13 protein-coding genes and 1 tRNA gene are annotated in these 19,713 nt (G+C 62.8%); 4 read left to right on the top strand and 10 right to left on the bottom strand.

Features of this window, described 5'->3' with window-relative positions; all coding sequences use genetic code 11:
• Positions 1 to 290: 290 nt before the first annotated feature.
• Positions 291 to 1,703 carry a sigma-54 interaction domain-containing protein gene (locus ACW9UL_RS20605; RefSeq protein WP_457788114.1) on the bottom strand — a complete coding sequence of 471 codons (1,413 nt, stop codon included), beginning with the start codon at positions 1,701 to 1,703 and terminating at the stop codon, positions 291 to 293.
• A gap of 437 nt (positions 1,704 to 2,140) precedes the next feature.
• Here ACW9UL_RS20605 and ACW9UL_RS20600 point away from each other — a divergent pair, with 437 nt between their 5' ends.
• The 4 genes from ACW9UL_RS20600 to ACW9UL_RS20585 all read left to right on the top strand — a co-directional run bounded on the left by ACW9UL_RS20600 (position 2,141) and on the right by ACW9UL_RS20585 (position 6,255).
• Complete coding sequence (locus ACW9UL_RS20600) at positions 2,141 to 3,142, top strand: DctP family TRAP transporter solute-binding subunit (protein WP_021445603.1); 1,002 nt, start codon at positions 2,141 to 2,143, stop codon at positions 3,140 to 3,142.
• A gap of 154 nt (positions 3,143 to 3,296) precedes the next feature.
• A complete protein-coding gene (locus ACW9UL_RS20595) occupies positions 3,297 to 3,773 on the top strand; it encodes a TRAP transporter small permease (RefSeq protein ID WP_445582318.1) in 477 nt (158 codons plus the stop codon).
• A complete protein-coding gene (locus ACW9UL_RS20590) occupies positions 3,763 to 5,058 on the top strand; it encodes a TRAP transporter large permease (protein ID WP_457788113.1) in 1,296 nt (431 codons plus the stop codon). The genes ACW9UL_RS20595 and ACW9UL_RS20590 overlap by 11 nt, the downstream gene beginning before the upstream one ends.
• Positions 5,059 to 5,154: 96 nt before the next feature.
• Positions 5,155 to 6,255 (top strand): GGDEF domain-containing protein, encoded by a 1,101-nt coding sequence (locus tag ACW9UL_RS20585; protein ID WP_457791003.1) that lies wholly within the window; start codon positions 5,155 to 5,157, stop codon positions 6,253 to 6,255.
• A gap of 396 nt (positions 6,256 to 6,651) precedes the next feature.
• Here ACW9UL_RS20585 and ACW9UL_RS20580 read toward each other — a convergent pair whose 3' ends face one another.
• The 9 genes from ACW9UL_RS20580 to rpsU form a co-directional block, all read right to left on the bottom strand.
• Complete coding sequence (locus ACW9UL_RS20580) at positions 6,652 to 8,454, bottom strand: AAA family ATPase (RefSeq protein ID WP_457788112.1); 1,803 nt, start codon at positions 8,452 to 8,454, stop codon at positions 6,652 to 6,654.
• The gene (locus ACW9UL_RS20575) at positions 8,454 to 8,948 is read right to left on the bottom strand and encodes an ABC-three component system middle component 2 (RefSeq protein ID WP_457788111.1); all 495 of its coding nucleotides are present in this window, start codon (positions 8,946 to 8,948) and stop codon (positions 8,454 to 8,456) included. Before ACW9UL_RS20575 ends, ACW9UL_RS20580 begins: the two co-directional genes overlap by 1 nt.
• Positions 8,936 to 9,859 carry an ABC-three component system protein gene (locus ACW9UL_RS20570; protein WP_457788110.1) on the bottom strand — a complete coding sequence of 308 codons (924 nt, stop codon included), beginning with the start codon at positions 9,857 to 9,859 and terminating at the stop codon, positions 8,936 to 8,938. The genes ACW9UL_RS20575 and ACW9UL_RS20570 overlap by 13 nt, the downstream gene beginning before the upstream one ends.
• A 291-nt stretch (positions 9,860 to 10,150) precedes the next feature.
• Positions 10,151 to 10,921: a nuclease-related domain-containing protein gene (locus tag ACW9UL_RS20565; RefSeq protein WP_457788109.1), complete on the bottom strand. Its 771-nt coding sequence runs from the start codon at positions 10,919 to 10,921 to the stop codon at positions 10,151 to 10,153.
• A 422-nt stretch (positions 10,922 to 11,343) separates the two neighbouring features.
• Positions 11,344 to 11,420 (bottom strand) — tRNA-Ile (locus ACW9UL_RS20560).
• A 16-nt stretch (positions 11,421 to 11,436) separates the two neighbouring features.
• Positions 11,437 to 15,171: a bifunctional diguanylate cyclase/phosphodiesterase gene (locus ACW9UL_RS20555; protein WP_457788108.1), complete on the bottom strand. Its 3,735-nt coding sequence runs from the start codon at positions 15,169 to 15,171 to the stop codon at positions 11,437 to 11,439.
• Between the two features lie 274 nt (positions 15,172 to 15,445).
• The gene (gene rpoD / locus ACW9UL_RS20550; protein WP_457788107.1) at positions 15,446 to 17,293 is read right to left on the bottom strand and encodes an RNA polymerase sigma factor RpoD; all 1,848 of its coding nucleotides are present in this window, start codon (positions 17,291 to 17,293) and stop codon (positions 15,446 to 15,448) included.
• Between the two features lie 67 nt (positions 17,294 to 17,360).
• On the bottom strand, positions 17,361 to 19,343 hold the full coding sequence (gene dnaG / locus ACW9UL_RS20545; protein ID WP_457788106.1) for a DNA primase: 1,983 nt from the start codon (positions 19,341 to 19,343) through the stop codon (positions 17,361 to 17,363).
• Positions 19,344 to 19,490: 147 nt separating this feature from the next.
• Positions 19,491 to 19,706, bottom strand: coding sequence for a 30S ribosomal protein S21 (gene rpsU / locus ACW9UL_RS20540; protein WP_003296736.1), 216 nt, complete (start codon positions 19,704 to 19,706; stop codon positions 19,491 to 19,493).
• Between the last annotated feature and the right edge of the window lie 7 nt (positions 19,707 to 19,713).

Here is a 19,713-nt window from a genome sequence, read left to right as displayed (position 1 = left end):
ATCTGGATTTCTGGGGCGTGTTGTAGGGGGGTAATCGCTGTGCATTTCCACCGTTGCGTTTCGTGGGGTAGCCAATGGTGGATCGATAAAGCGTGATCCACCCTACGCCCGAGTCGTAGCCCGGATGCAATCCGGGGCTTTGGGGGCGTCGATTCCCGGATTTCATCCGGGCTACCTAACTGCGGCCCACAACGCCTTCTGTAGGCGCGGCTTTAGCCGCGAAGCTTGGCGCAACGGCTTTCGCGGCTGAAGCGGAATGCCGCCCCAGCCGCCCCCGCAAATGAGCAGAATTAGCCTCGGCGCCCCAACCCATGCTGCGCCAGCTTGGCGTAGAAGCCGGCGCGGGAAATGCCCAGGCGTTCGGCCGCCTGCTGGCGGTTGCCGCCGGTGGCGTCCAGTGCCGCCTGCAGGGCCTGGCGCTCGGCCTGCGCCAGCTGCTCGGCCAGCGTCCGCGCGCCGGCCATCGCGACGGGGGCGACGGGAATCTGCGCACTCGGCGCCACCGGATCGACCAGCAGAGCGCGCAAGGCCGCGCCATCCAGTCGCCCGTCGACCGCCAGCTGCGCCCGTTCCAGCAGGTTGCGCAGCTCGCGCACGTTGCCGCGCCAGGGCTGGGCGCAGAGCAGGGCCAGGGCGTCGTCGCTCAGCTCCAGCGGCGCCAGGCCGGAGCGGTTGGCCAGGTCGTCGAGCAGGTGTTCGATCAGCGCGGGAATGTCGCCGGCGCGTTCGCGCAGCGGCGGCACGCGCAGGGCCAGGACGTTGAGGCGGTAGTAGAGGTCGTCGCGAAACTGCCCGGCGGCCACCTTGGCTTCCAGGTCGATATGGGTGGCGGCGATCACCCGCACGTTGAGCGGCTTGACCTGGTTGGAGCCGAGCGGCTCCACCTCCTGCTCCTGCAGCACCCGCAGCAGCTTGGCCTGCAACGGCAGCGGCAGGTCGCCGATCTCGTCGAGAAACAGCGTGCCGCCGTTGGCCACCTCGAACTTGCCGATCCTCGCCTTGCGCTCGGCGCCGGTGAAGGCCCCCGGCGCGGTGCCGAACAGCTCGGCCTCGACCAGGGTTTCCGGGATCGCCGCGACGTTGACCGCGACGAAGGGGCCGTTGGCCCGCGGCGATAGGTTGTGAATGCCCTGGGCCAGCAGCTCCTTGCCGGTGCCGGTCTCGCCGCGCAGCAGCACCGTGGCGTCGAGTTGCGCGGCACGGCGCGCCTGGCGCTTCACTTCGCTGGCCGCCGCGCTGGCGCCGATGAAACCGGCGATGGTGTAGCGCGCACGGCGCGCCTTGGCCAGCTCGTGCTGGGTGGCGAGCAGCTGGCTCTGCAGCTGGTTGTACTTGGCCATCAGCGGTTTGAGATGGCGGGCGCGGTCGAACAGCACGAAGCCGAGGGCGCCGACCAGGGTGCCGTCCGCGTCGCGCAGGGGGATGCGGGTGACCACGAAGTGCTCGTCGCCGAAGGCCATCAGGTCGAGCATGCTCGGCTGACCGCTTTCCACCACCTCGCGCAGGCGGCTGGCCGGCAGCACCTCTTCGACCTCCTTGCCCAGCGCGCTGCGCGGGTCGCTGATGCCGACCTTCTGCGCGTACTTGTCGTTGATCCAGACGATGCGCGCCTGGCGGTTGACCGCGATGGTGCCCTCGCACTGGGCGTCGAGGTGGTCGAACAGCAGCGGCATGGCCACGGCGCGAAAGCGCTCGGGCGACACGCCGATGATCAGGCCGTGCTGGTCGAGGTCGTCNCGAGGTGGTCGAACAGCAGCGGCATGGCCACGGCGCGAAAGCGCTCGGGCGACACGCCGATGATCAGGCCGTGCTGGTCGAGGTCGTCGCGGGAAATGGCCATGGGCAAGGGTCCGAAATCAGGTGTCGGCGATTATGGGTGGGGCTCGTTCGGCCGGGCAACGTTAACAGACATCGGACAATGGCATTCGCCGCGCGCTTCTGGAATAGTTAGGCGGCTAAGCGTAACCCGCTGGCCCCTGCCGTTCGCCCACAAGGCCTGCCCGGCAGTCGTGACACCCGCCGTGTCCCCTTCGCGCGCCGACCAGGCGCGCCAGGCGAGCCACCCGCTCGCCGCTGGATCGCCCAGGTGCAGCCTGCGCACACAACGACAACGACCAAGATCCATACAAGGACGCCCCCGATGAAACTCAAGCGACTCTTCTCCGCGCTGGCCGCCGGCGCCGCGCTGACCGCCCTGTGCGCCACCGCGCAGGCGCGCGAATACTCCGTCTCCACCGTGCTGTCGGACGCCTTCCCCTGGGGCCAGGCCGCGCAGAAGTGGGCCGACCTGGTCAACGAGCGCTCCGAGGGGCGCATCACCCTGCGCGTCTATCCCAACGCGCAGCTGGTCGCCGGCGACCAGACCAAGGAATTCTCCGCCATGCGCTCCGGCCTGATCGACATGGCCGTGGGCTCGACCATCAACTGGTCGCCGCAGGTGCCGGAGCTCAACCTGTTCTCCCTGCCGTTTCTGATGCAGGGCGACGCCGACCTCGACGCCATCACCCAGGGCGAGGCCGGCAAGCTGGCCTTCGCCGCCATCGAGCAGCGCGGCATCGTGCCGCTGGCCTGGGGCGAGAACGGCTTCCGCCAGCTGTCCAACTCGGCCAAGCCGGTGCGCAGCCCGGCCGACCTGGCCGGCCTGAAGATCCGCGTGGTCGGCTCGCCGCTGTTCCAGGACACCTTCAATGCCCTCGGCGCCAACCCCACGCAGATGAGCTGGGCCGACGCCAAGCCGGCGCTGACCACCGGCGCGGTGGACGGCCAGGAGAACCCGCTATCGGTGTTCGACGTGGCGCGCATCGACCAGGTCGGGCAGAAGTACCTGACCCTGTGGGACTACATGGCCGACCCGCTGATCTTCGCGGTCAACCAGCGCGTGTGGAAAGCGCTGCCCGAGGCCGATCGCGAGCTGCTCAGCCAGGCCGCCATCGACGCCGGCAAGTGGGAGATCGAGCTGTCGCGCAGCGCCCAGGCCCAGCGCCTGGCCGATATCCGCGAGCGTGGCGTGGAGGTGATCGAACTGAGCGAGGCCGAGCGTGCCGCCTTCGCCGCAGCCACCGCCGGCGTGCAAGAGAAGTGGGCGCCGCGTATCGGCGAGGCGCTGATGGACGCCGCCCGCCAGGCCGTGGCCCAGCCCTGATTCGTTCTATCTGACCGCAAGCCCCAGGGCTCTGGGGCGGGGGGCTGGAAGTCTGTGGCGCGACACCGATCCGCCCCCCTCGCCCATTTATGGGCGAGGGGGGAGGGCGAACAGCCGCCGCTGAACCACGCCAACACGGTCATTCGAGGTTTCTATGAGCAAGCCAGTCGACGCGCCGCTGGAGCGCGTGCTCGCCACCCTAGCCCTGGTGATCATCAGCCTGATCAGCCTGGCCAACGTGGTGGTGCGTTATTTCACCGATGCATCCTTCGCCTTCACCGAGGAAATCTCGGTGTTCCTGCTGGTCATCCTCACCTTCGCCGGCGCCTCGGTGGCCATGCGCAGCAACCGGCATATCCGTATCGGCCTGCTCGAGCGCCTGTTCCCGCGCCTGCGCACGCCGCTGATCCTGCTGCAGTGGCTGGCCGGCGTGCTGGTGCTGGCTCTGGTGTGCTGGTACGGCGGCCAGTTCGCCTGGGAGGAATACCAGTGGGACTCGGAGTCTCCCGGCCTCGGCCTGCCCAACTGGTGGTACGTGGTCTGGCTGCCGCTCCTGGCGCTGCTGCTGTTGGTGCGCCTGACTCAGATGACCCTCGATCGCCTGCGCGGGAGGCTCGGCGATGAGCCCTGATCTCTGGCTGATCCTCAGTTTCGCCGTGCTGCTGGCGCTCGGCGTGCCGGTGGCCTTCGCCCTCGGCCTGTCCGGCGCCATCGGCATCATCGCCGGGCTGTCGCCGGACATGCTCGCCACCCTCGGCACCAACACCTACAACGGCGTGGCCAAGTATCCGCTGATCGCCATTCCGCTGTTTATCCTCACCGGCCTGGTGTTCGAGAAGGCCGGGGTGGCGCTGCGCCTGGTGCGTTTCGCCCAGGCGCTGATCGGCCCGCGCCACGGCGGCCTGGCCCTGGTCGCGGTGCTGGTGTGCCTGATCATGGGCGGCATGAGCGGCTCCGGCCCGGCCGATGCGGCGGCGGTGGCCATGGTGATGCTGCCGAGCATGACCAAGGCCGGCTATCCCAAGCCGTTCTCGGCGACGCTGATCGCCGCGTCCGCCTCCACCGCGATCCTGATTCCGCCGTCCATCGCGCTGATCCTCTACTCCATCGTGGTGCCGGGCGTGGACCTGCGCGCGCTGTTCGCCGCCGGCCTGTTCCCCGGCATCCTCGCTGGCCTGGTGCTGTTGCTGCCGGCCTGGCTGCTGTCGCGGCGCTACGGCTGGGAAGCGCCGGAGGAGGGCGAGCGGCCGCCGCTGGGCGAGAGCTTCAAGCAGGCGCTGCCAGCGCTGTTCGCCCCGGTGCTGATCCTCGGCGGCCTGCGCAGCGGCCTGTTCACCCCCACCGAAGCGGCGGTGGCCGGGGTGGCCTACGGCGTGCTGGTCGGCCTCTTCCTCACCCGCGAGCTGAATTGGCGCAGCCTGTGGAAGCTCTGCGGCGAGGCGGCGGTGATCTCCGGCGTGGTCATGCTGATCATCGCCCTGGCCGGCATCTTCGCCTGGGCCGGCACCATGCTCGGCACCTTCCGCCATCTGGCCGAATGGCTGATCTCGCTGTCGGACAACGGCTGGGTGCTGCTGGCGCTGGTGATGCTCGCGGTGCTGCTGGCCGGCATGCTGCTGGACGCGATTTCCATCTACCTGATCCTGATGCCGATCCTGATCCCGGTGATGCAGCACTTCGGCTGGAACCCGGTGTGGTTCGGCATCCTGCTGGCGATGAACATCGCCATCGGTCAGTTCACCCCGCCGGTGGCGATCAACCTGATGGTCACCGCCGAGGTGGCCAAGATCCGCCTGGAACAGACCGTGGGCTGGGCCCTGCTGTTCGTCCTGGTGATGTCCAGCGCCCTGCTGCTGGTGGCGATCTTCCCGGAAATCGCCCTGTGGCTGCCGCGTGTGCTCGGCTACGCGGTGTAGCGCCGGCTGGGTACTGGCGGTTTGCCGTCTATAGTTGGGTGAAAGTGCGTGGCGGGGGGCCGCGCACCAACGACGGCGGCGGTGCTGGGCGGACTGATGGTCGATGGCAAGCGAGACGATGACAAGGACCTGACGACGGGGCACTGCGCGGGGCTGCGCGAAGCCGGCAAGCGCGCGCTGATGCGCACCATCCTGCTCGCCACCGGCCTGACCCTGGGCGGCTTCGCCATGCTGCAGACGCTGGCCGGCAACTACCCCTTCGCCATCCTCGAATTGCTCTGCACGGTGGTGCTGCTGTTCGGCGGCTGGCGCATCGAGCAGGCGCGCCATCTGGACCTGTGGGTGTACCTCTACCTGATCCCCACCTTCGCCTTCATTCTCTACATCATCGTCATGCCGGACGCCTCGTCCGCCGCCTTCGTCTGGGTCTACATGATCCCGCTGCTGGCCTACCTGCTGCTGGGCAAGAAGCGCGGCTTCGTGCTGACCGCGCCCTTTATGCTGGCGGCGCTGCTGCTGTACTTCGCCGACAACCACCTGCGGCTGGACGCCGCCGGGCTGATCGACCTGGGCAACGCCACGCTCTGCGGCGTGCTGATCCTGTTCTTCGTGCATATCTACGACGGCCTGCGCATGCAGGCCTACGAGGAATTGGAACGCCAGGCGCAAACCGACTCGCTGACCGGCGTGGCCAGCCGCGGCAGCTTCCAGCACGCCCTGCAGCGCGCCGTCCAGGAGGCCGAGCGCAGTAACGGGCAACTGGTGCTGGTGCTGCTCGACGTCGACCACTTCAAACAGGTCAACGACCAGTGGGGCCACGAGGCCGGCGATATGGCCCTGCAGCATATCTGCGCCATCCTCCAGCAACGCCTGCGCGTCACCGACCTGCTCGGCCGCCTGGGCGGCGAGGAATTCGGCCTACTGCTGCGCCATACCGACTGCGCCGGCGCCGACCCGCTGGTGGAAAGCCTGCGCCAGCAGATCGCCGAACAACCGCTGCAATACGACGGCCAGCCGATCCCCCTGTCCGCCACCTTCGGCCTGTCCGCCTGGCCCAGGGACGGCCGCAGCGCCGCCGAACTCTACCGCAGCGCCGACCGCCGCCTGTACAGCGGCAAGGCGCGCGGGCGCAACCAGCTGGTCAGCGGCGATCTGCCGGGGGAGTTGCTGCTGGATAAGTTCGATCTGCGCTTGTGAGTGGAGGGCTGGGGGAATGCGAACGCTCTCGGTAAGAAAAAGGCCAGCCCGGAGGCTGGCCTGAACTCTTGATTTGAGTGGTGGGCCCACACGGACTCGAACCGTGGACCAAAGGATTATGAGTTACCTAGAAACGCTGCAAACCCAGTGAAATCGTGTGTAGCTTAGCGCAGGTACAGTTAGCTGAAAGCAGCGTCGTAGAGCGGGTTAAGCGTAATTTTTGCGAAATCTGTAAAAGCTGGGAACTGTACCGTCAGTGTACTGTTTTTTGTCCTTCGTGATGGTCAGCTTTGCGCAGACTTAATGCCCATGACTGTTAGCAGTCTGTCCATGACTGCCGTTTAGAGACAAATAAATCTGTGCTCTTTATTGCTCTCCAATATATTGCTTTAAAAATTAAGATTTGGTTCCGGGGTAGAACCCGGCACGCCCATCAAAAATAGAACCTGAAAACTCTATAGGGAGAAGCTGACTCGCTGTGTTTTCGAGTATAGGTTCATTTTCTAAAACAATAACTTGGCCAGGGCCCTGCCACTTAGATAACCAGTCGTAAAAAGAGTCTCTGACAATTACTGGTGAAATGGTTACATCCGATTTGTTTTCTGGATCGGAATAAGACTTGATTGGAGAGTCGAGAACTACTAATCCCAGGTGTGGATAATTGCTGGACATTGCATGTTGCATTAAGGCAATAGTCATTGCGGACAGAAATATTGCTCGTTTGCCTGCGCCATAAGTCAATCTTGAGCGTCCATCAATTTTTATGTCGCATTCAGATGCATCAAGCTCCACTGTTTTAATTTGCTTGAATCCCCAGGAATGCAGAATTTGTTGTGCCAGCTCTCCAACTTTTACCGAGTCTACATCTGTTTGTCTTTTTATAGGTTTTTGTTTTTTTTCTGGAATAAGGCCTGAGATTCTATTGTGTTCAGACTTTAATCTATCGAGCTCATCAAAAAGCTTAACCTGTGCGGCGTATTCAGTCCTGACCTCAGCCAGCTTTTTAGGGTCTGCACTGAACTCTGTCACGCTCAGGCGAATGGCGTTTTTTTCGTTGAAGGCTATCTTGTCTAATGATTTGGTGAGTCGTGCTACTTCGCTAGTCATAGTTAAAATAGAGTGGTTTTCTCGGGATAATGCATCGAGCAATCCAATTCTTAGGCTTTCAATCTTTCTCGCCTCAGCATCCATAGCAATGCGTTGTTTTTGGGTCGCTTCTTTTGCCAGAAGGCTCATATCAACCTGCTTTTCAATCGGCGTACCACAGAGCAAGCATGGCTGATTTTCAAGGGCCTCAAAAACTGCAATGCCATCGCCAACTGATCGAAGTCGTTCTAAATCGCTCGCGTATTTATCATCCAGTAAGTTGAATCGAGAAGCCATAAGTTTCGATTGATTTAGTTTTTTCTCGGCCTCAGAGAGTTCTTTAAGCGTTGAGGATAATGAGTTGCGAATTTCCCGCAGTTGCGATGATCGCTCTATTTGCTGCGTGGAGAGCATCTCGAGTGTTTCATCGACTTTCGTTAGAGCATCTTGAATCTCTAGTTTGGTCTTTCCTTCAGGTATCTCGGTATTTACGCGTTCTAGATCCTGTTCAATTGCTGCAATCAATGCCTTTAGTTTTATTTTTTCATCTTTTGGTTGAGCTAGAACTACTGATGAGTCGTCTTGACCAGTCAAGAACACCGAAAATGCTGCTTTCCTTTGCGTCTGTTCTGTAGGTGCGCCAGTCGTAGGGGCTTCACTAATCATCGCCGGCTGAGACAAAAGAGACCAATGGCGTAAATCTCCACCCGTCATCGGTCCACGTTTTGCAGCTGATCGCAGTAGTAACTTTTCTTTTGCCCCAGATAACCCTACTAATAATTGTCCAACATCGTCAGGCAAGGGCTCGCTTGATTTAATGCCTTCGATTTCTTCTGCGTATATTTCTGCTCCTCCGCCAAAGAGTGAGCGCTTGATGGTGTATACATCGCCGCCGAAAGCGCGGAGCTGTAGAAACAAGCTGTCATACCCTTTGCTTTGAGGTATTTCTTTAGGTGCTTTGTCGCCCCCAAGCAAATACCAAAGGCAGTCTCTAATATATGATTTTCCAGTGTCGCTAGGGCCCCTTATAAGAGTGCTTGGTGATTTAAATGGTATATCTGCGTCAGGTTGATTAAGTCCGCGTGAAATTAGTCTTTGCAGTACTATTGACATTAGCTTTCCATCCCCCTCGCAAAGCCATCAATTTCCGCTTCCCAGCGCCGCCCGAGCTCATGGAAGATATTAGTTAGCTCAATGGTGTCTATTGATCCGTAGCGTGAGACTACCCATTCACAGCGCAGTGCTAAATTAAGCGAGTATGATGATCCTATCGAGCCGACTAGCGCTCTGGAGTTTTCACCGGCGTAGTAGGTGATTCCGTCTTCATCTAACTTAACATCTACGAGCCCTTTTGTTGACATTAAATAGAGCCCTGTTTGGACCAGGTTTCGCCTGCCGTAGAGTTCGGCATTTCTGAAGGGTACTGGCGTATGTAGGCTATTGGGGCCGCCAAAGTCCTCTGAGTATATTGCCGCGTAATCCAGTAAGATTAATTTCTGCAAATCCGCACCATTCGGAAATAGGCTGCTAAGCATATAGACCATTCTAATGCCAAGTTCATAAGGTGAGTTAAATGGCGCAAGCCCGGCAGGGTTTATTTTACCCATTTTAATTTCTCTTCATTAACGAGTTGGTGACAAGCTCCAGGAAGATCCGCAGGTAGAAGTCGACTAGATAATGGGTTGTTGGTGATTTGCAGCTTTGATGCACTTTCAAGCACTGACTCTAATCGGTCCATGCTGGTTTTATGTGCAGGGCTCGCGGACACACGCTTAACTCCGTCAAGTACGGCTGTTAAAAATTTTTCAAACTCTCCGGGAAGTACATCTCTACTAAATCGCTTTAGTCCTTCAGCGCTATAAAATTCACCTCTACATCCGCTTAGATGCTCGCCATATTCAATTGACTTAAGCGCATGATCAAGAGTGAGGGGGTTGCCGCCATGCTCAGAATAAACTTTAAGCAGTTGATTTAAATATATTAGCTCTTCAGTAGTGGGTAGCTCTGGAATCGCAGGGTTATCTCCCCGGGCTGACTCAACGCCAAAAAGAATTTCATGAGCCAAATGGTTTTTTGAATGTAGGTCAATTAGGTCTTTGACTGGGTATTCTTTGATTTTTGAAAAATCAAAGCTCTTTAGGGCGTCTAATGATTTTTCTGTGAGAGGAAAATTCTTCAGATCAATCCCGTGCTTTCCCTCAGTCCAGCTCTGCAGGAATTTTCTTTTCAAAATGTCGGGATTGGCAATTAAGTCATGCAGCTTTGGTGTTGTGTTTTTGGGTGCGCAAACATAATAAAAGTTAGGCGGCGGATATGTTTCTATACTGATATGGTGTATGACTTTTGCTAGTTCTGGATATAATATGGATTCGCCGATGGCTGATGTATAGTGTTTTGCCTGGAATAAATCCCACTTTCCGGCAGCAAGCTCTAGTGTGTAGCGTGCTTCAATGTCTCGCCCGGCATCCCCTGCCCCGCCAATTCGCTGGACAAATTTATATTTCTCGCCGTCGCCCATGCATACTCGGCAACAGTCTTCTATAAAGTCCTCCCAGTCATCTGGGCTTAATAGTTGCACTAAAGATGATGGTGGATATTTCGCATGATTTAGTTTTTGCCGTATCTTTCTCGGCCCCATGCTTCCCTCTCATTTGAATCGCTTGTAGGTGGCGTTACAACGATTAGTTGGTTCGTTTAAAAACGAGTTCGGGCGTGGCGACCAAGTAGAGCAGGATCGGTTCAATGAACAGGTCGTAGGTTGGGACTGACATTGTGACTCCAAGCGCAGGATTGATGGTATGGCCGCGTGTTAAAGACTTTGCATGATTCGGCACTTAGGAAACGCCGAACACCCCCAAAACTGCTGCCCCGTTTTCGCCCCCGATTTCACGGTGCGTATCAGTAGCGCGCTGCCGCACTTCGGGCATTGCCGCTCGGCTGTCGGATCGCTGCGGCGCTTGAGGTTTTGCACATGTTCACGATGGGTGGCGAGGGTCGGTGCGCGGCGGCCGTTTTGCAGGGCCTGCAGCATGGCGTCGACTTCGGCCGCGCTGAATACCGGCTGCTGGAATGACTGGATATAGCGGATAAAGCCGATGCCCTGGGTGACGTTGGCCGGCATCTCGGTCTTGAAGGTGCTGCCGCCGACGAAGGTGATGACCGAGTGCAGGTGCTCGGGGCTGACGCCCAGGGTGGCTTCCAGGGCCTTGAGGTGCTTGTAGTTCTGCCGCAGCGGGTTCTGGAATTTGAAGCTGCGTTTGAAGAGCTTCTGCGTCCACTGTTGCTGCTTCTCGCTGCCAAAAATCCAGCCGCTCATGTTCTTCGTTTCCAGCACGAAGAGGCCATAAGGCGAGAGGAACACGTGGTCGATCTGCGTGGTGCCGTCTGGGGTGTCCAGCGTGACGTTATGCAGGCGGCGGTAGGTCTGCTGGTCCAGCTGCCAGTGGGCGAACAGCCGCACCAGCAGCTCGCCGATCTGGCCCTTGGCCCAGGGCGACTTGAGCAGGCCGATCAGCAGGGCCGCCGGGATGAACCAGCTCAGCATGCCCCAGACCTGGGCGACTATCGGGCTGTAATCCATTTTTCTTCCTTGAGCAGAGCCGCTTGAGGGCCGGGCGAGCAGGCGTGCCGAAATCCAGGCGCCTGGCACTGCCCTGGATAATGGCTAATTGCTTTGTATGGCTCAAGGGGGCGCGACCATTGTCCTATGGCCGGCGAGTGCGATGCGGCGGGTCGTCAGGGCTCAGGTGGCACGCTGTATCCGTGGCGGTGTGAGGGAGCCTGTCGCCGGCGGTCATCCCCGTGTGAGCCGATTAGGAATGCTGTTCGGCTCACCTGGTGAGCCGAATCATGCGCTGCATTCGCACACGTTTCGGTTCTGTAGGCTGGCGCAGCAAGGCGCTGCAAGCAGGCCCGCGTAGCGTGAATGCGTCGTACCGCGGTGACTCGTGGCCGCCTGGTGGGCCAGAAACACGAAAGCCGCGCAATGCGCGGCTTTGAAGGTGGTGGGCCCAGCAGGACTTGAACCTGCGACCAATCGATTATGAGTCGAGTGCTCTAACCAACTGAGCTATAGGCCCCCAGAAGGCCGGCGGATTATACCGGCGCGCTCTCGCCAGTGCCAAGCGCGTGACCGGGCGAGAGAAACTTGCGGGCGAAGGCGTCGGCGGGCAAGGGGCGGCTGACCACGTAGCCCTGGATCTGCAGGCAACCCTCGGCGGCCAGGCAGAGCTCCTGGGCCTTGGTTTCCACCCCTTCGGCGATCACCGTCAGCTGCATGCTGTGGCCCAGGGCGATGATGGCGCGGGTGATCGCCAGGTCGTGCGGGTCGTCCGGCAGGCCGCGGACGAAGGACTGGTCGATCTTCAGCACGTCCAGCGGCAGGCGCTTGAGGTAACTGAGCGAGGAGTAGCCGGTGCCGAAGTCGTCGATGGCCAGTTGCACGCCGAGCTGCTTGAGCTGGTGGAGGATGCCCAGCGCTTCCTCGGCCTGGTTCATGATGAAGTTTTCGGTGATCTCCAGCTGCAGCCGCTGCGGCGCCAGGCCGTGCTGTTGCAGCAGTTCGTCGATGCGTGCGAGCAGGTTGGCCTGGTGCAACTGGGCGCCGGCCAGGTTGACCGACAGCGGGCCGAAGCTGCCGTGTTCCTCCTGCCAGTGCTGCAGCTGGCGGCAGGCCTGCTGCAGCACCCAGTCGCCCAGCGGCAGGATCAGCCCGCTTTCCTCGGCCACCGGGATGAAGCGATCCGGCGGGATATCGCCGAACACCGGGTGCGGCCAGCGCACCAGGGCCTCGGCGCCGACCAGGCGCTGGCTGCGCAGGCAGAGTTTCGGCTGGTAATGGAGGCACAGCTCGTCGCGCTCCAGGGCGCGGCGCAGTTCCTGTTCCATGGCCATGCGCTCGTTGACTTGGAAGGTCAGCGAGCGGGTGTAGCGTTCGCTGCGATTGCGCCCCTTGGCCTTGGATTGGTACATGGCGGCGTCGGCGTTCTTCACCAGGGTGGCGACGTCGGCGCCGTCCTTGGGGTAGAGGCTGATGCCGATGCTGGCGCTGATGAAGAACTCGTGGTTGTCGATCTGGAAGGGCGCGGCGAAGCACTCCAGCAGCTTCTGCGCGACCTGTTCGGCGTCCTGCGGCTGGTGCAGGCCGGGCAGCAGGATGATGAATTCGTCGCCGCCGAGGCGGGCCACGGTGTCGATGTCGCGCAGCTGCAGCTTGAGGCGCTCGGCGATGGCCTTGAGCAGCAGGTCGCCGACCGGGTGGCCGAGGCTGTCGTTGATCTGCTTGAAGCGGTCGAGGTCGAGGAACAGCACGGCGCCCAGCTGGTCGTCGGCGCGCGAGCCCTCCAGGGCGCTGCGCAGGCGGTTCTCGAACAGCAGGCGGTTGGGCAGGCCGGTCAGCGGGTCGTGGTGGGCCTGGTGGTCGAGGCGGGCCTGGGCGTGCTTGAGGCTGGAGATGTCGGCGAACACCCCGACGAAGTGGGTGACCCGGTCCTCGGCGTTGCGCACCGCGCTGATGGTCAGCCATTCGGGGTAGAGCTCGCCGTTCTTGCGCCGGTTCCAGATCTCGCCCTGCCAATGGCCGTTGGCCGCCAGGCTGTGCCACATGGCGGCGTAGAAGGCGCTGTCGTGCTGGCCGGAGGCGAGCAGGCTGGGGCGCTGGCCGAGCGCCTCGGCCTCGGCGTAGCCGGTGATCTGGGTGAAGGCGCGGTTGACCGCGGTGATGCGCTGCTCCAGGTCGGTGATCATCACCCCTTCGGCGGTGCTCTCGAACACGGTGGCGGCCTGCTGCAGTTCCTCCTGCATCTGCTGGCGCTCGGTGATGTCGCGGGCGATGGTCAGCAGGCAGTCTTCGCCGCCGATCGGCAAGGGCTGCGCCGACAGTTCGCACAGGCGCAGCTGGCCGTCCTTGGTGCGCACCGGGGCGATCATCTCGCGCACCCGGCCGCGCAGGCGGATGGCGTCGACCAGACGCTGGCGATCCCGCGGGTCGGCCCAGATGCCCAGGCTCAGGGTGCTCTGCTCGGCGATCTCGTCGAGGCGGTAGCCGGTGATGCGGCTGAAGCCTTCGTTGGCCTCGACCAGCAGGCCGTCGCGCAGGCGGGTGATCAGTAGGCCGTCGGGCGAGGCGTGGAAGGCCTTGGCGAACTTCTCCTCGGAAATCTGCAGCTGCTCCTGGGTGGCCTTGAGCTGGCTGATGTCACGCACCACCACCACCAGCGCGGGGGTGTCGGCGAGCTGGAAGGCCTCGGCCGAGATCAGCCCGGTGAACAGGCTGCCGTCGGCGCGGCGGAAGGGTAGCTCGAGGTTGCGCAGGGTCTCGTTCTGCAGGCGCAGCAGCAGGTTCGGGCCGATGCCGGGCACGCCCCAGATGTCCAGTTCGGTGGCGGTCTTGCCGATCGCCCGTTCGACGCTGACGCCGGTCTGCTCGGTGAACGCGGCGTTGACCTCGAGCAGCACGCCGTCGGCGCGGCGGGCGATGACCAGGATGTCCGGGCACTGCTGGAACACCGAGGCGAACTTCTGTTCCGACAGGCGCAGCGCCTGCTCGGTCTGCTTGGTCTCGCTGATGTCGATCATCAGGCCGCGCACCACCTGACGTTCGCCGCGCTGCAGCAGGGTGATGATGTCGCGCACCCACACGCTGCGGCCGTCGGCGGCCTGCAGGCGGTATTCGAGGACATGATCCTGGCCGGCGCTGCAGTGCTCCAGGCACTGGCGCAGGGTGCGCTGGTGGTCGTCCGGGTGCAGGTGCTGCTGCCAGAAGCCCGGCTGCAGCCAGTCGCCTTGCGGGTAGCCGAGCAGCTTCTCGGCATGCGGCGAGACGTAGGTGAAGCGCAGGTCGCCCGGCTCGGCCTCCCAGGCGATGGCCGAGAGGCTTTCCACCAGGTCGCGGAAGTGCTGCTCGCGGCTGCGCAGCTCCTGTTCCAGCTCGGCGCGGCGCTGCATCTCGCTGTGCAGGCGGCGGTTGATGCGCAGGATGATCGCGATCACCGCCAGCAGGCCGAGCAGCGCCGGCAGGCCGTAGAGCAGCACCTCGCGCCAGATGCTGCGGCGATCCAGCACGCCGCCGACCCAGGGCGCCTGGAGCACGGCGATCTCGCTGGGGCTGAGTTCGGCGAACAGCTTGTCGAGGATGCCGATCAGCACCGGCTGGTCGCGCGGGGTGGCCATGGCCAGCTGGTAGCGGTAGGGCGTTTCGCCGCTGATGAACAGGCCGTCGAGCTTGAGCTGGCGCAGGCTCCAGACGCTGGAGGCGAGGTCGCCGACCAGGGCGTCGGCCTGGCCGGTGGCCAGCGCCTGCAGGGCCGCGGCGACGCTGGGCAGCGGCTGCAGGTTGAGGTCGGGGTGGCGCTGGCGCAGCAGCTCGTGCGGCGCGTAGTTGGCCACCACGGCGACCTTCAGGCCGTAGAGGTCGTCCATGTGCCTGGGTTGTGGGCCGCCGTTGCGGGCCAGGATGACGATGGGGAAATCCAGGTAGGGGCGGGTGAAGGCCAGGTAGGTCTGGCGTTCCGGGGTCGACATGATGCCGGGCAGCAGGTCGATTTCGCCGGCGCGGGCCTGCGCCAGCACTTCGCTCCAGCTGCTCGGCTCGACCGGCTGCAGGCGCACGCCCAGGCGGCTTTCGATCAGCCGCACGTAATCGGCGGCCAGACCCTGGTACTGACCCTGATCATCGCGGAATTCGAAGGGCGGCCAGGAGGCATCGACGCCCAGGCGCAGCTCGGGATGGGCCGCCAGCCAGCGGCGTTCCTCCTCGCTGAGGGTCAGAGCCGAGGCCGGGGTCGTCCAGTACGCCAGGCACAACAACAGAATGGCCGGCAAGCGTGGCATAACAGCCTCGTTTCGGAACCAGTACCTGTCGCAGTGTAGACCGGCTGCCGCATAGATGGCAGTTTGCCTGCGCACTAAAGCAGAGGCGATGTCTGCATCAATGCTCGGGAATGGGGGCAAAGGCCCGTAGGCTGGGCTTTAGCCCGGCAATGGCGGCTGGCGTGGGCCACCGCGCATCGCGCCTAAGACCCCCGAGCCTTGCTTGGAGCCCTGGCAACAGCCAACTGGGACAGCGCCAAAGCAAAACCCCCGGCCTGGGCCGGGGGTTCTGTTGTCACTCGTCGAGGAAGGAGCGTAGATGCTCGCTGCGCGTCGGGTGGCGCAGCTTGCGCAGCGCCTTGGCTTCGATCTGCCGGATACGCTCGCGGGTGACATCGAACTGCTTGCCCACTTCCTCGAGGGTGTGGTCGGTGTTCATGTCGATCCCGAAGCGCATGCGCAGGACCTTGGCTTCACGGGCAGTGAGGCCGGCCAGCACTTCGCGGGTGGCTTCCTTGAGGCTTTCGACCGTGGCTACGTCGATCGGGGACTGCATGGTGCTGTCCTCGATGAAGTCGCCCAGGTGCGAATCTTCGTCGTCGCCGATCGGGGTTTCCATGGAGATCGGCTCTTTGGCGATCTTCAACACCTTGCGGATCTTGTCCTCGGGCATCTCCATGCGCTCGCCCAGCTCTTCCGGAGTGGGCTCGCGACCCATTTCCTGGAGCATCTGCCGGGAGATGCGGTTGAGCTTGTTGATCGTCTCGATCATGTGCACCGGGATACGGATGGTGCGCGCCTGGTCGGCGATCGAGCGGGTGATCGCCTGGCGGATCCACCAGGTGGCGTAGGTCGAGAACTTGTAGCCGCGACGGTATTCGAACTTGTCCACCGCCTTCATCAGGCCGATGTTGCCTTCCTGGATCAGGTCGAGGAACTGCAGGCCGCGGTTGGTGTACTTCTTGGCGATGGAAATCACCAGGCGCAGGTTCGCCTCGACCATTTCCTTCTTGGCGCGGCGAGCCTTGGCTTCACCGATGGACATGCGCCGGTTGATGTCCTTGATCTCGGCCAGGCTCAGGCTGCACTCGGCTTCCAGGTCGGCCAGCTTCTGCTGGCAGCGCTGGATGTCGGCCTGCAGGTTGCCCAGGGCTTCGGCGTACTTGGCCTTGCCCTTGGCCAGGTCGGCGGCCCAGGCCATGTCGATTTCGTTGCCCGGGAACAGGCGCAGGAAGTCGGCACGCGGCATGCGCGCATCGCGGACGCACAGCTGCATGATGGCGCGCTCTTGTGCACGCAGACGGTCGAGGGCGTCGCGCACCTGGCTGACCAGGGCGTCGTACTGCTTGGGCACCAGCTTGATCGGCATGAACAGCTCGGCCAGCGCGGCCAGCTCTTCGGTGGCCTGCTTGCTGCCACGGCCATGCTTCTTCAGCGCCTTCTGCACCTTGTCCAGCTGCTCGGCCACGGCATTGAAGCGGCGCGCCGCCTCTTCTGGGTCCGGACCGCCGTCGCCTTCTTCTTCCTCGTCGTCGCTGCTCTCTTCTTCCTCGTCGTCGTCGCTGTCTGCAGCGGCGGCGCCTTCCTTGACGGGGACGGGAGCGGCGGCTTCGTCGGGTACGCTGCCGTCATCCGGGTCGATATAGCCACTGAGGATTTCGGCCAGACGGCCGCCCTCGGTGGTGACGCGGGTGTACTCGGCGAGGATGCCGTCGACGGTGCCGGGGAAGTGGGCGATGGCGCTCATCACCTCGCGGATGCCTTCCTCGATGCGTTTGGCGATTTCGATCTCGCCTTCGCGGGTCAGCAGTTCCACGGTACCCATTTCGCGCATGTACATGCGCACCGGGTCGGTGGTGCGGCCTATATCGGTCTCAACGGCGGCGAGGGCGGCAGCGGCTTCTTCGGCCGCGGCTTCGTCGGTGTCGGCTTCGGCCAACAACAGGGCGTCCGCATCCGGAGCACTCTCGAATACGTTGATCCCCATGTCGTTGATCATGCGGATGATGTCTTCCACCTGTTCCGGATCGGAAATATCTTCCGGCAGGTGGTCATTGACCTCCGCGTACGTCAGGTAGCCCTGCTCGCGACCGCGGCTGATCAATTCTTTCAAACGAGATTGCTGTTGCGCTTTTACGGACATAACACCCTATCCACTGAAGGTCTTGGCGGGCTGAAAACAAGCCGCGGATTATACCTGATTAAGACCCTTACGCGCCAGTTGGGGAGGGGGAGACTGGTGATGCGTTACGGCTTAGCAGGGCGCGCAGCTGATCTTTTTCCTCTGCGCTCAACTCACTTAGACGGGCCTTGCGCAGCAGTTGTTCAAGGCTGCGCTCGCGTTGGCGGGCTGCAAGAGTAGTTATAGTGTCGAAAAACTGTTGTTCAAGGTTGTCCGCTGAAATCAGCCATTCCTTTTCCGCCAGGGCCCGCAGTAGACGGCCCTGTTCGGTGCCGTGCCAGCGTGCGATCAACTGCAGCGAACGCAGCCCGGGATTTTTCTGCAGGGCGCCGACCAGGGCCACCAGCAATTGGGCGTAGGTGTCGTCTTCGTCGGCGAAGTGACTGACGTCCTCGACCTTCTGCGCCAGCTGCGGATGGTGCAGCAGGGTGCGCAGGGCGCTGAGGTGCGGCGATTCGACGCTGACCGCGGTGCGCGGTACGCGCGGGGCGAAGTCGCCCTGGCCCTTCTTGCTCCACTTGCCGCCGTCCTTCTTCCAGCCGCCCTTGCCCTTGCCGGCGCTGCGTTCGTAGCTCGGCGCGGACGCCGGCTGCTCGTAGCCGCCCAGATCCGGCGCGGCGTCGTAAAAGGCGCTGTCGGGGATGTCGGCGTAGTCCGGGTAGTCGCCGCCGGGCGCCGGGCTGGCGTGGCTCGGCTGGCTGCGCGGGGCGCTGGCGACCTGGCTGAGGGCTTCGCCGGAGAGGCCGGTGATCTCGCTCAGGCGCTGGCGCATCAGGGCGCGCAGGTTGTTGCCGGGAATCTTGTCGATCAGCGGTGCGGCCAGGGTGACCAAGTGCGCCTTGCCTTCCAGCGAGCGCGGGTCGGCCTCTTCGGACAGCTGCTGGAAGAAGTAGTCGGCCAGCGGCTGGGCGTGCTGGTTGATCCGGGCGCGGAAGGCGTCGGTGCCCTCGGCGCGCACCAGGGTGTCCGGGTCTTCGCCTTCGGGCAGGAACAGAAAGCGCGCGCGGCGGCCGTCCTGCAGGCTCGGCAGGGTCGACTCCAGGGCGCGCCAGGCGGCGTTGCGCCCGGCGGCGTCGCCGTCGAAGCAGAACAGCACGCTGGGCACGATGCGGAACAGGCGCTTGAGGTGCTCTTCGCTGGTGGCGGTGCCCAGGGTCGCCACGGCATTGCGCAGGCCCTGCTGGGCCAGGGCGATGACGTCCATATAGCCCTCGACCACCATGATCTCGTCGAGGTCGCGGTTGTGCTTGCGCGCCTCGAACAGGCCGTAGAGCTCCTGGCCCTTGTGGAACACCGGGGTTTCCGGCGAGTTGAGGTACTTGGGCTTGTCGTCGCCCAGCACCCGGCCGCCGAAGGCGATCACCCGGCCGCGGCTGTCGCGGATGGGGAACATGATGCGGTCGCGGAAGCGGTCGTAGCGCCGGCCGTTCTCGGCGTTCTCGATCAGCAGGCCGGCGTCGATCATCGCCTTCTGCTGCAGGACGTCGCCGCCCAGCTGCTTGAGCAGGTTGTCCCAGCCGGGCGGGGCGAAGCCGAGGCCGAAGTCGCGGGCGATCTCGCCGGTCAGGCCGCGGCCCTTGAGGTAGTCCACCGCGTACTTGCGCTGCGGGTGGCTCTTCAGCGCCTGGCGGTAGTGCTCGGCGGCGGCCTCCAGCAGCGGGTAGAGCGGCGAGTCCACCGGCTGGCGCGGCGTGCGCCCGCGCCCGCCTTCCTCGCGCGGCACGTCCATGCCGGCACGCTTGGCCAGTTCCTCGATCGCCTGGGGAAACTCCAGCTGATCGTGGTCCATGACGAAGCCGAGGGCGTTGCCGCCGGCGCCGCAGCCGAAGCAGTAGTAGAACTGCTTGTCCGGGCTGACGGTGAAGGAGGGGGTCTTTTCCTTGTGGAAGGGGCAGCAGGCGCTGTAGTTCTTGCCGGTCTTCTTCAGCTGGATGCGCGAACTCACCACATCGACGATGTCGGTGCGGTTGAGCAGGTCATCGATGAAGGATTGCGGAATCAGGCCGGCCATAGGGTGCTCAGCATACTGTCGTGGCGCGAGGCTGGACAGTCTCGGGCAGAAAGCAGAAAACTCCGCTCATTCGCCGAACGGCGAGGCGGAGTTTCCTGAAATGCAATACCCGGCCTAGGCCGGGCATTCGGGCGTTGCGCGTACTGATTAGTACAGGCGGACGCTGCGACGCTGCTCGCGCTGCACTTTCTTGGCGTGACGCTTAACAGCGGCAGCAGCCTTGCGCTTACGCTCGGAGGTCGGCTTTTCGTAGAATTCGCGGCTACGAACTTCGGCCAGTACACCGGCCTTTTCGCAGGAGCGCTTGAAACGACGCAGGGCTACGTCGAAGGGTTCGTTCTCTTTAACTTTGACGGCTGGCATCCAGGTC

It is taken from the genome of Pseudomonas sp. PL-6, from assembly GCF_054110165.1.
This window is presented reverse-complemented; position numbering and strand designations above follow the sequence as displayed.

Excerpts from the sequence above, each read along its gene's own strand:
- ACW9UL_RS20600 (WP_021445603.1), top strand. The coding sequence starts at position 2,141 with ATGAAACTCAAGCGACTCTTCTCCGCGCTGGCCGCCGGCGCCGCGCTG.
- ACW9UL_RS20595 (WP_445582318.1), top strand. The coding sequence starts at position 3,297 with ATGAGCAAGCCAGTCGACGCGCCGCTGGAGCGCGTGCTCGCCACCCTA.
- ACW9UL_RS20590 (WP_457788113.1), top strand. The coding sequence starts at position 3,763 with ATGAGCCCTGATCTCTGGCTGATCCTCAGTTTCGCCGTGCTGCTGGCG.
- ACW9UL_RS20585 (WP_457791003.1), top strand. The coding sequence starts at position 5,155 with ATGGTCGATGGCAAGCGAGACGATGACAAGGACCTGACGACGGGGCAC.
- ACW9UL_RS20580 (WP_457788112.1), bottom strand. The coding sequence starts at position 8,454 with ATGTCAATAGTACTGCAAAGACTAATTTCACGCGGACTTAATCAACCT.
- ACW9UL_RS20575 (WP_457788111.1), bottom strand. The coding sequence starts at position 8,948 with ATGGGTAAAATAAACCCTGCCGGGCTTGCGCCATTTAACTCACCTTAT.
- ACW9UL_RS20570 (WP_457788110.1), bottom strand. The coding sequence starts at position 9,859 with ATGGGCGACGGCGAGAAATATAAATTTGTCCAGCGAATTGGCGGGGCA.
- ACW9UL_RS20565 (WP_457788109.1), bottom strand. The coding sequence starts at position 10,921 with ATGGATTACAGCCCGATAGTCGCCCAGGTCTGGGGCATGCTGAGCTGG.
- ACW9UL_RS20555 (WP_457788108.1), bottom strand. The coding sequence starts at position 15,171 with ATGCCACGCTTGCCGGCCATTCTGTTGTTGTGCCTGGCGTACTGGACG.
- rpoD (WP_457788107.1), bottom strand. The coding sequence starts at position 17,293 with ATGTCCGTAAAAGCGCAACAGCAATCTCGTTTGAAAGAATTGATCAGC.
- dnaG (WP_457788106.1), bottom strand. The coding sequence starts at position 19,343 with ATGGCCGGCCTGATTCCGCAATCCTTCATCGATGACCTGCTCAACCGC.
- rpsU (WP_003296736.1), bottom strand. The coding sequence starts at position 19,706 with ATGCCAGCCGTCAAAGTTAAAGAGAACGAACCCTTCGACGTAGCCCTG.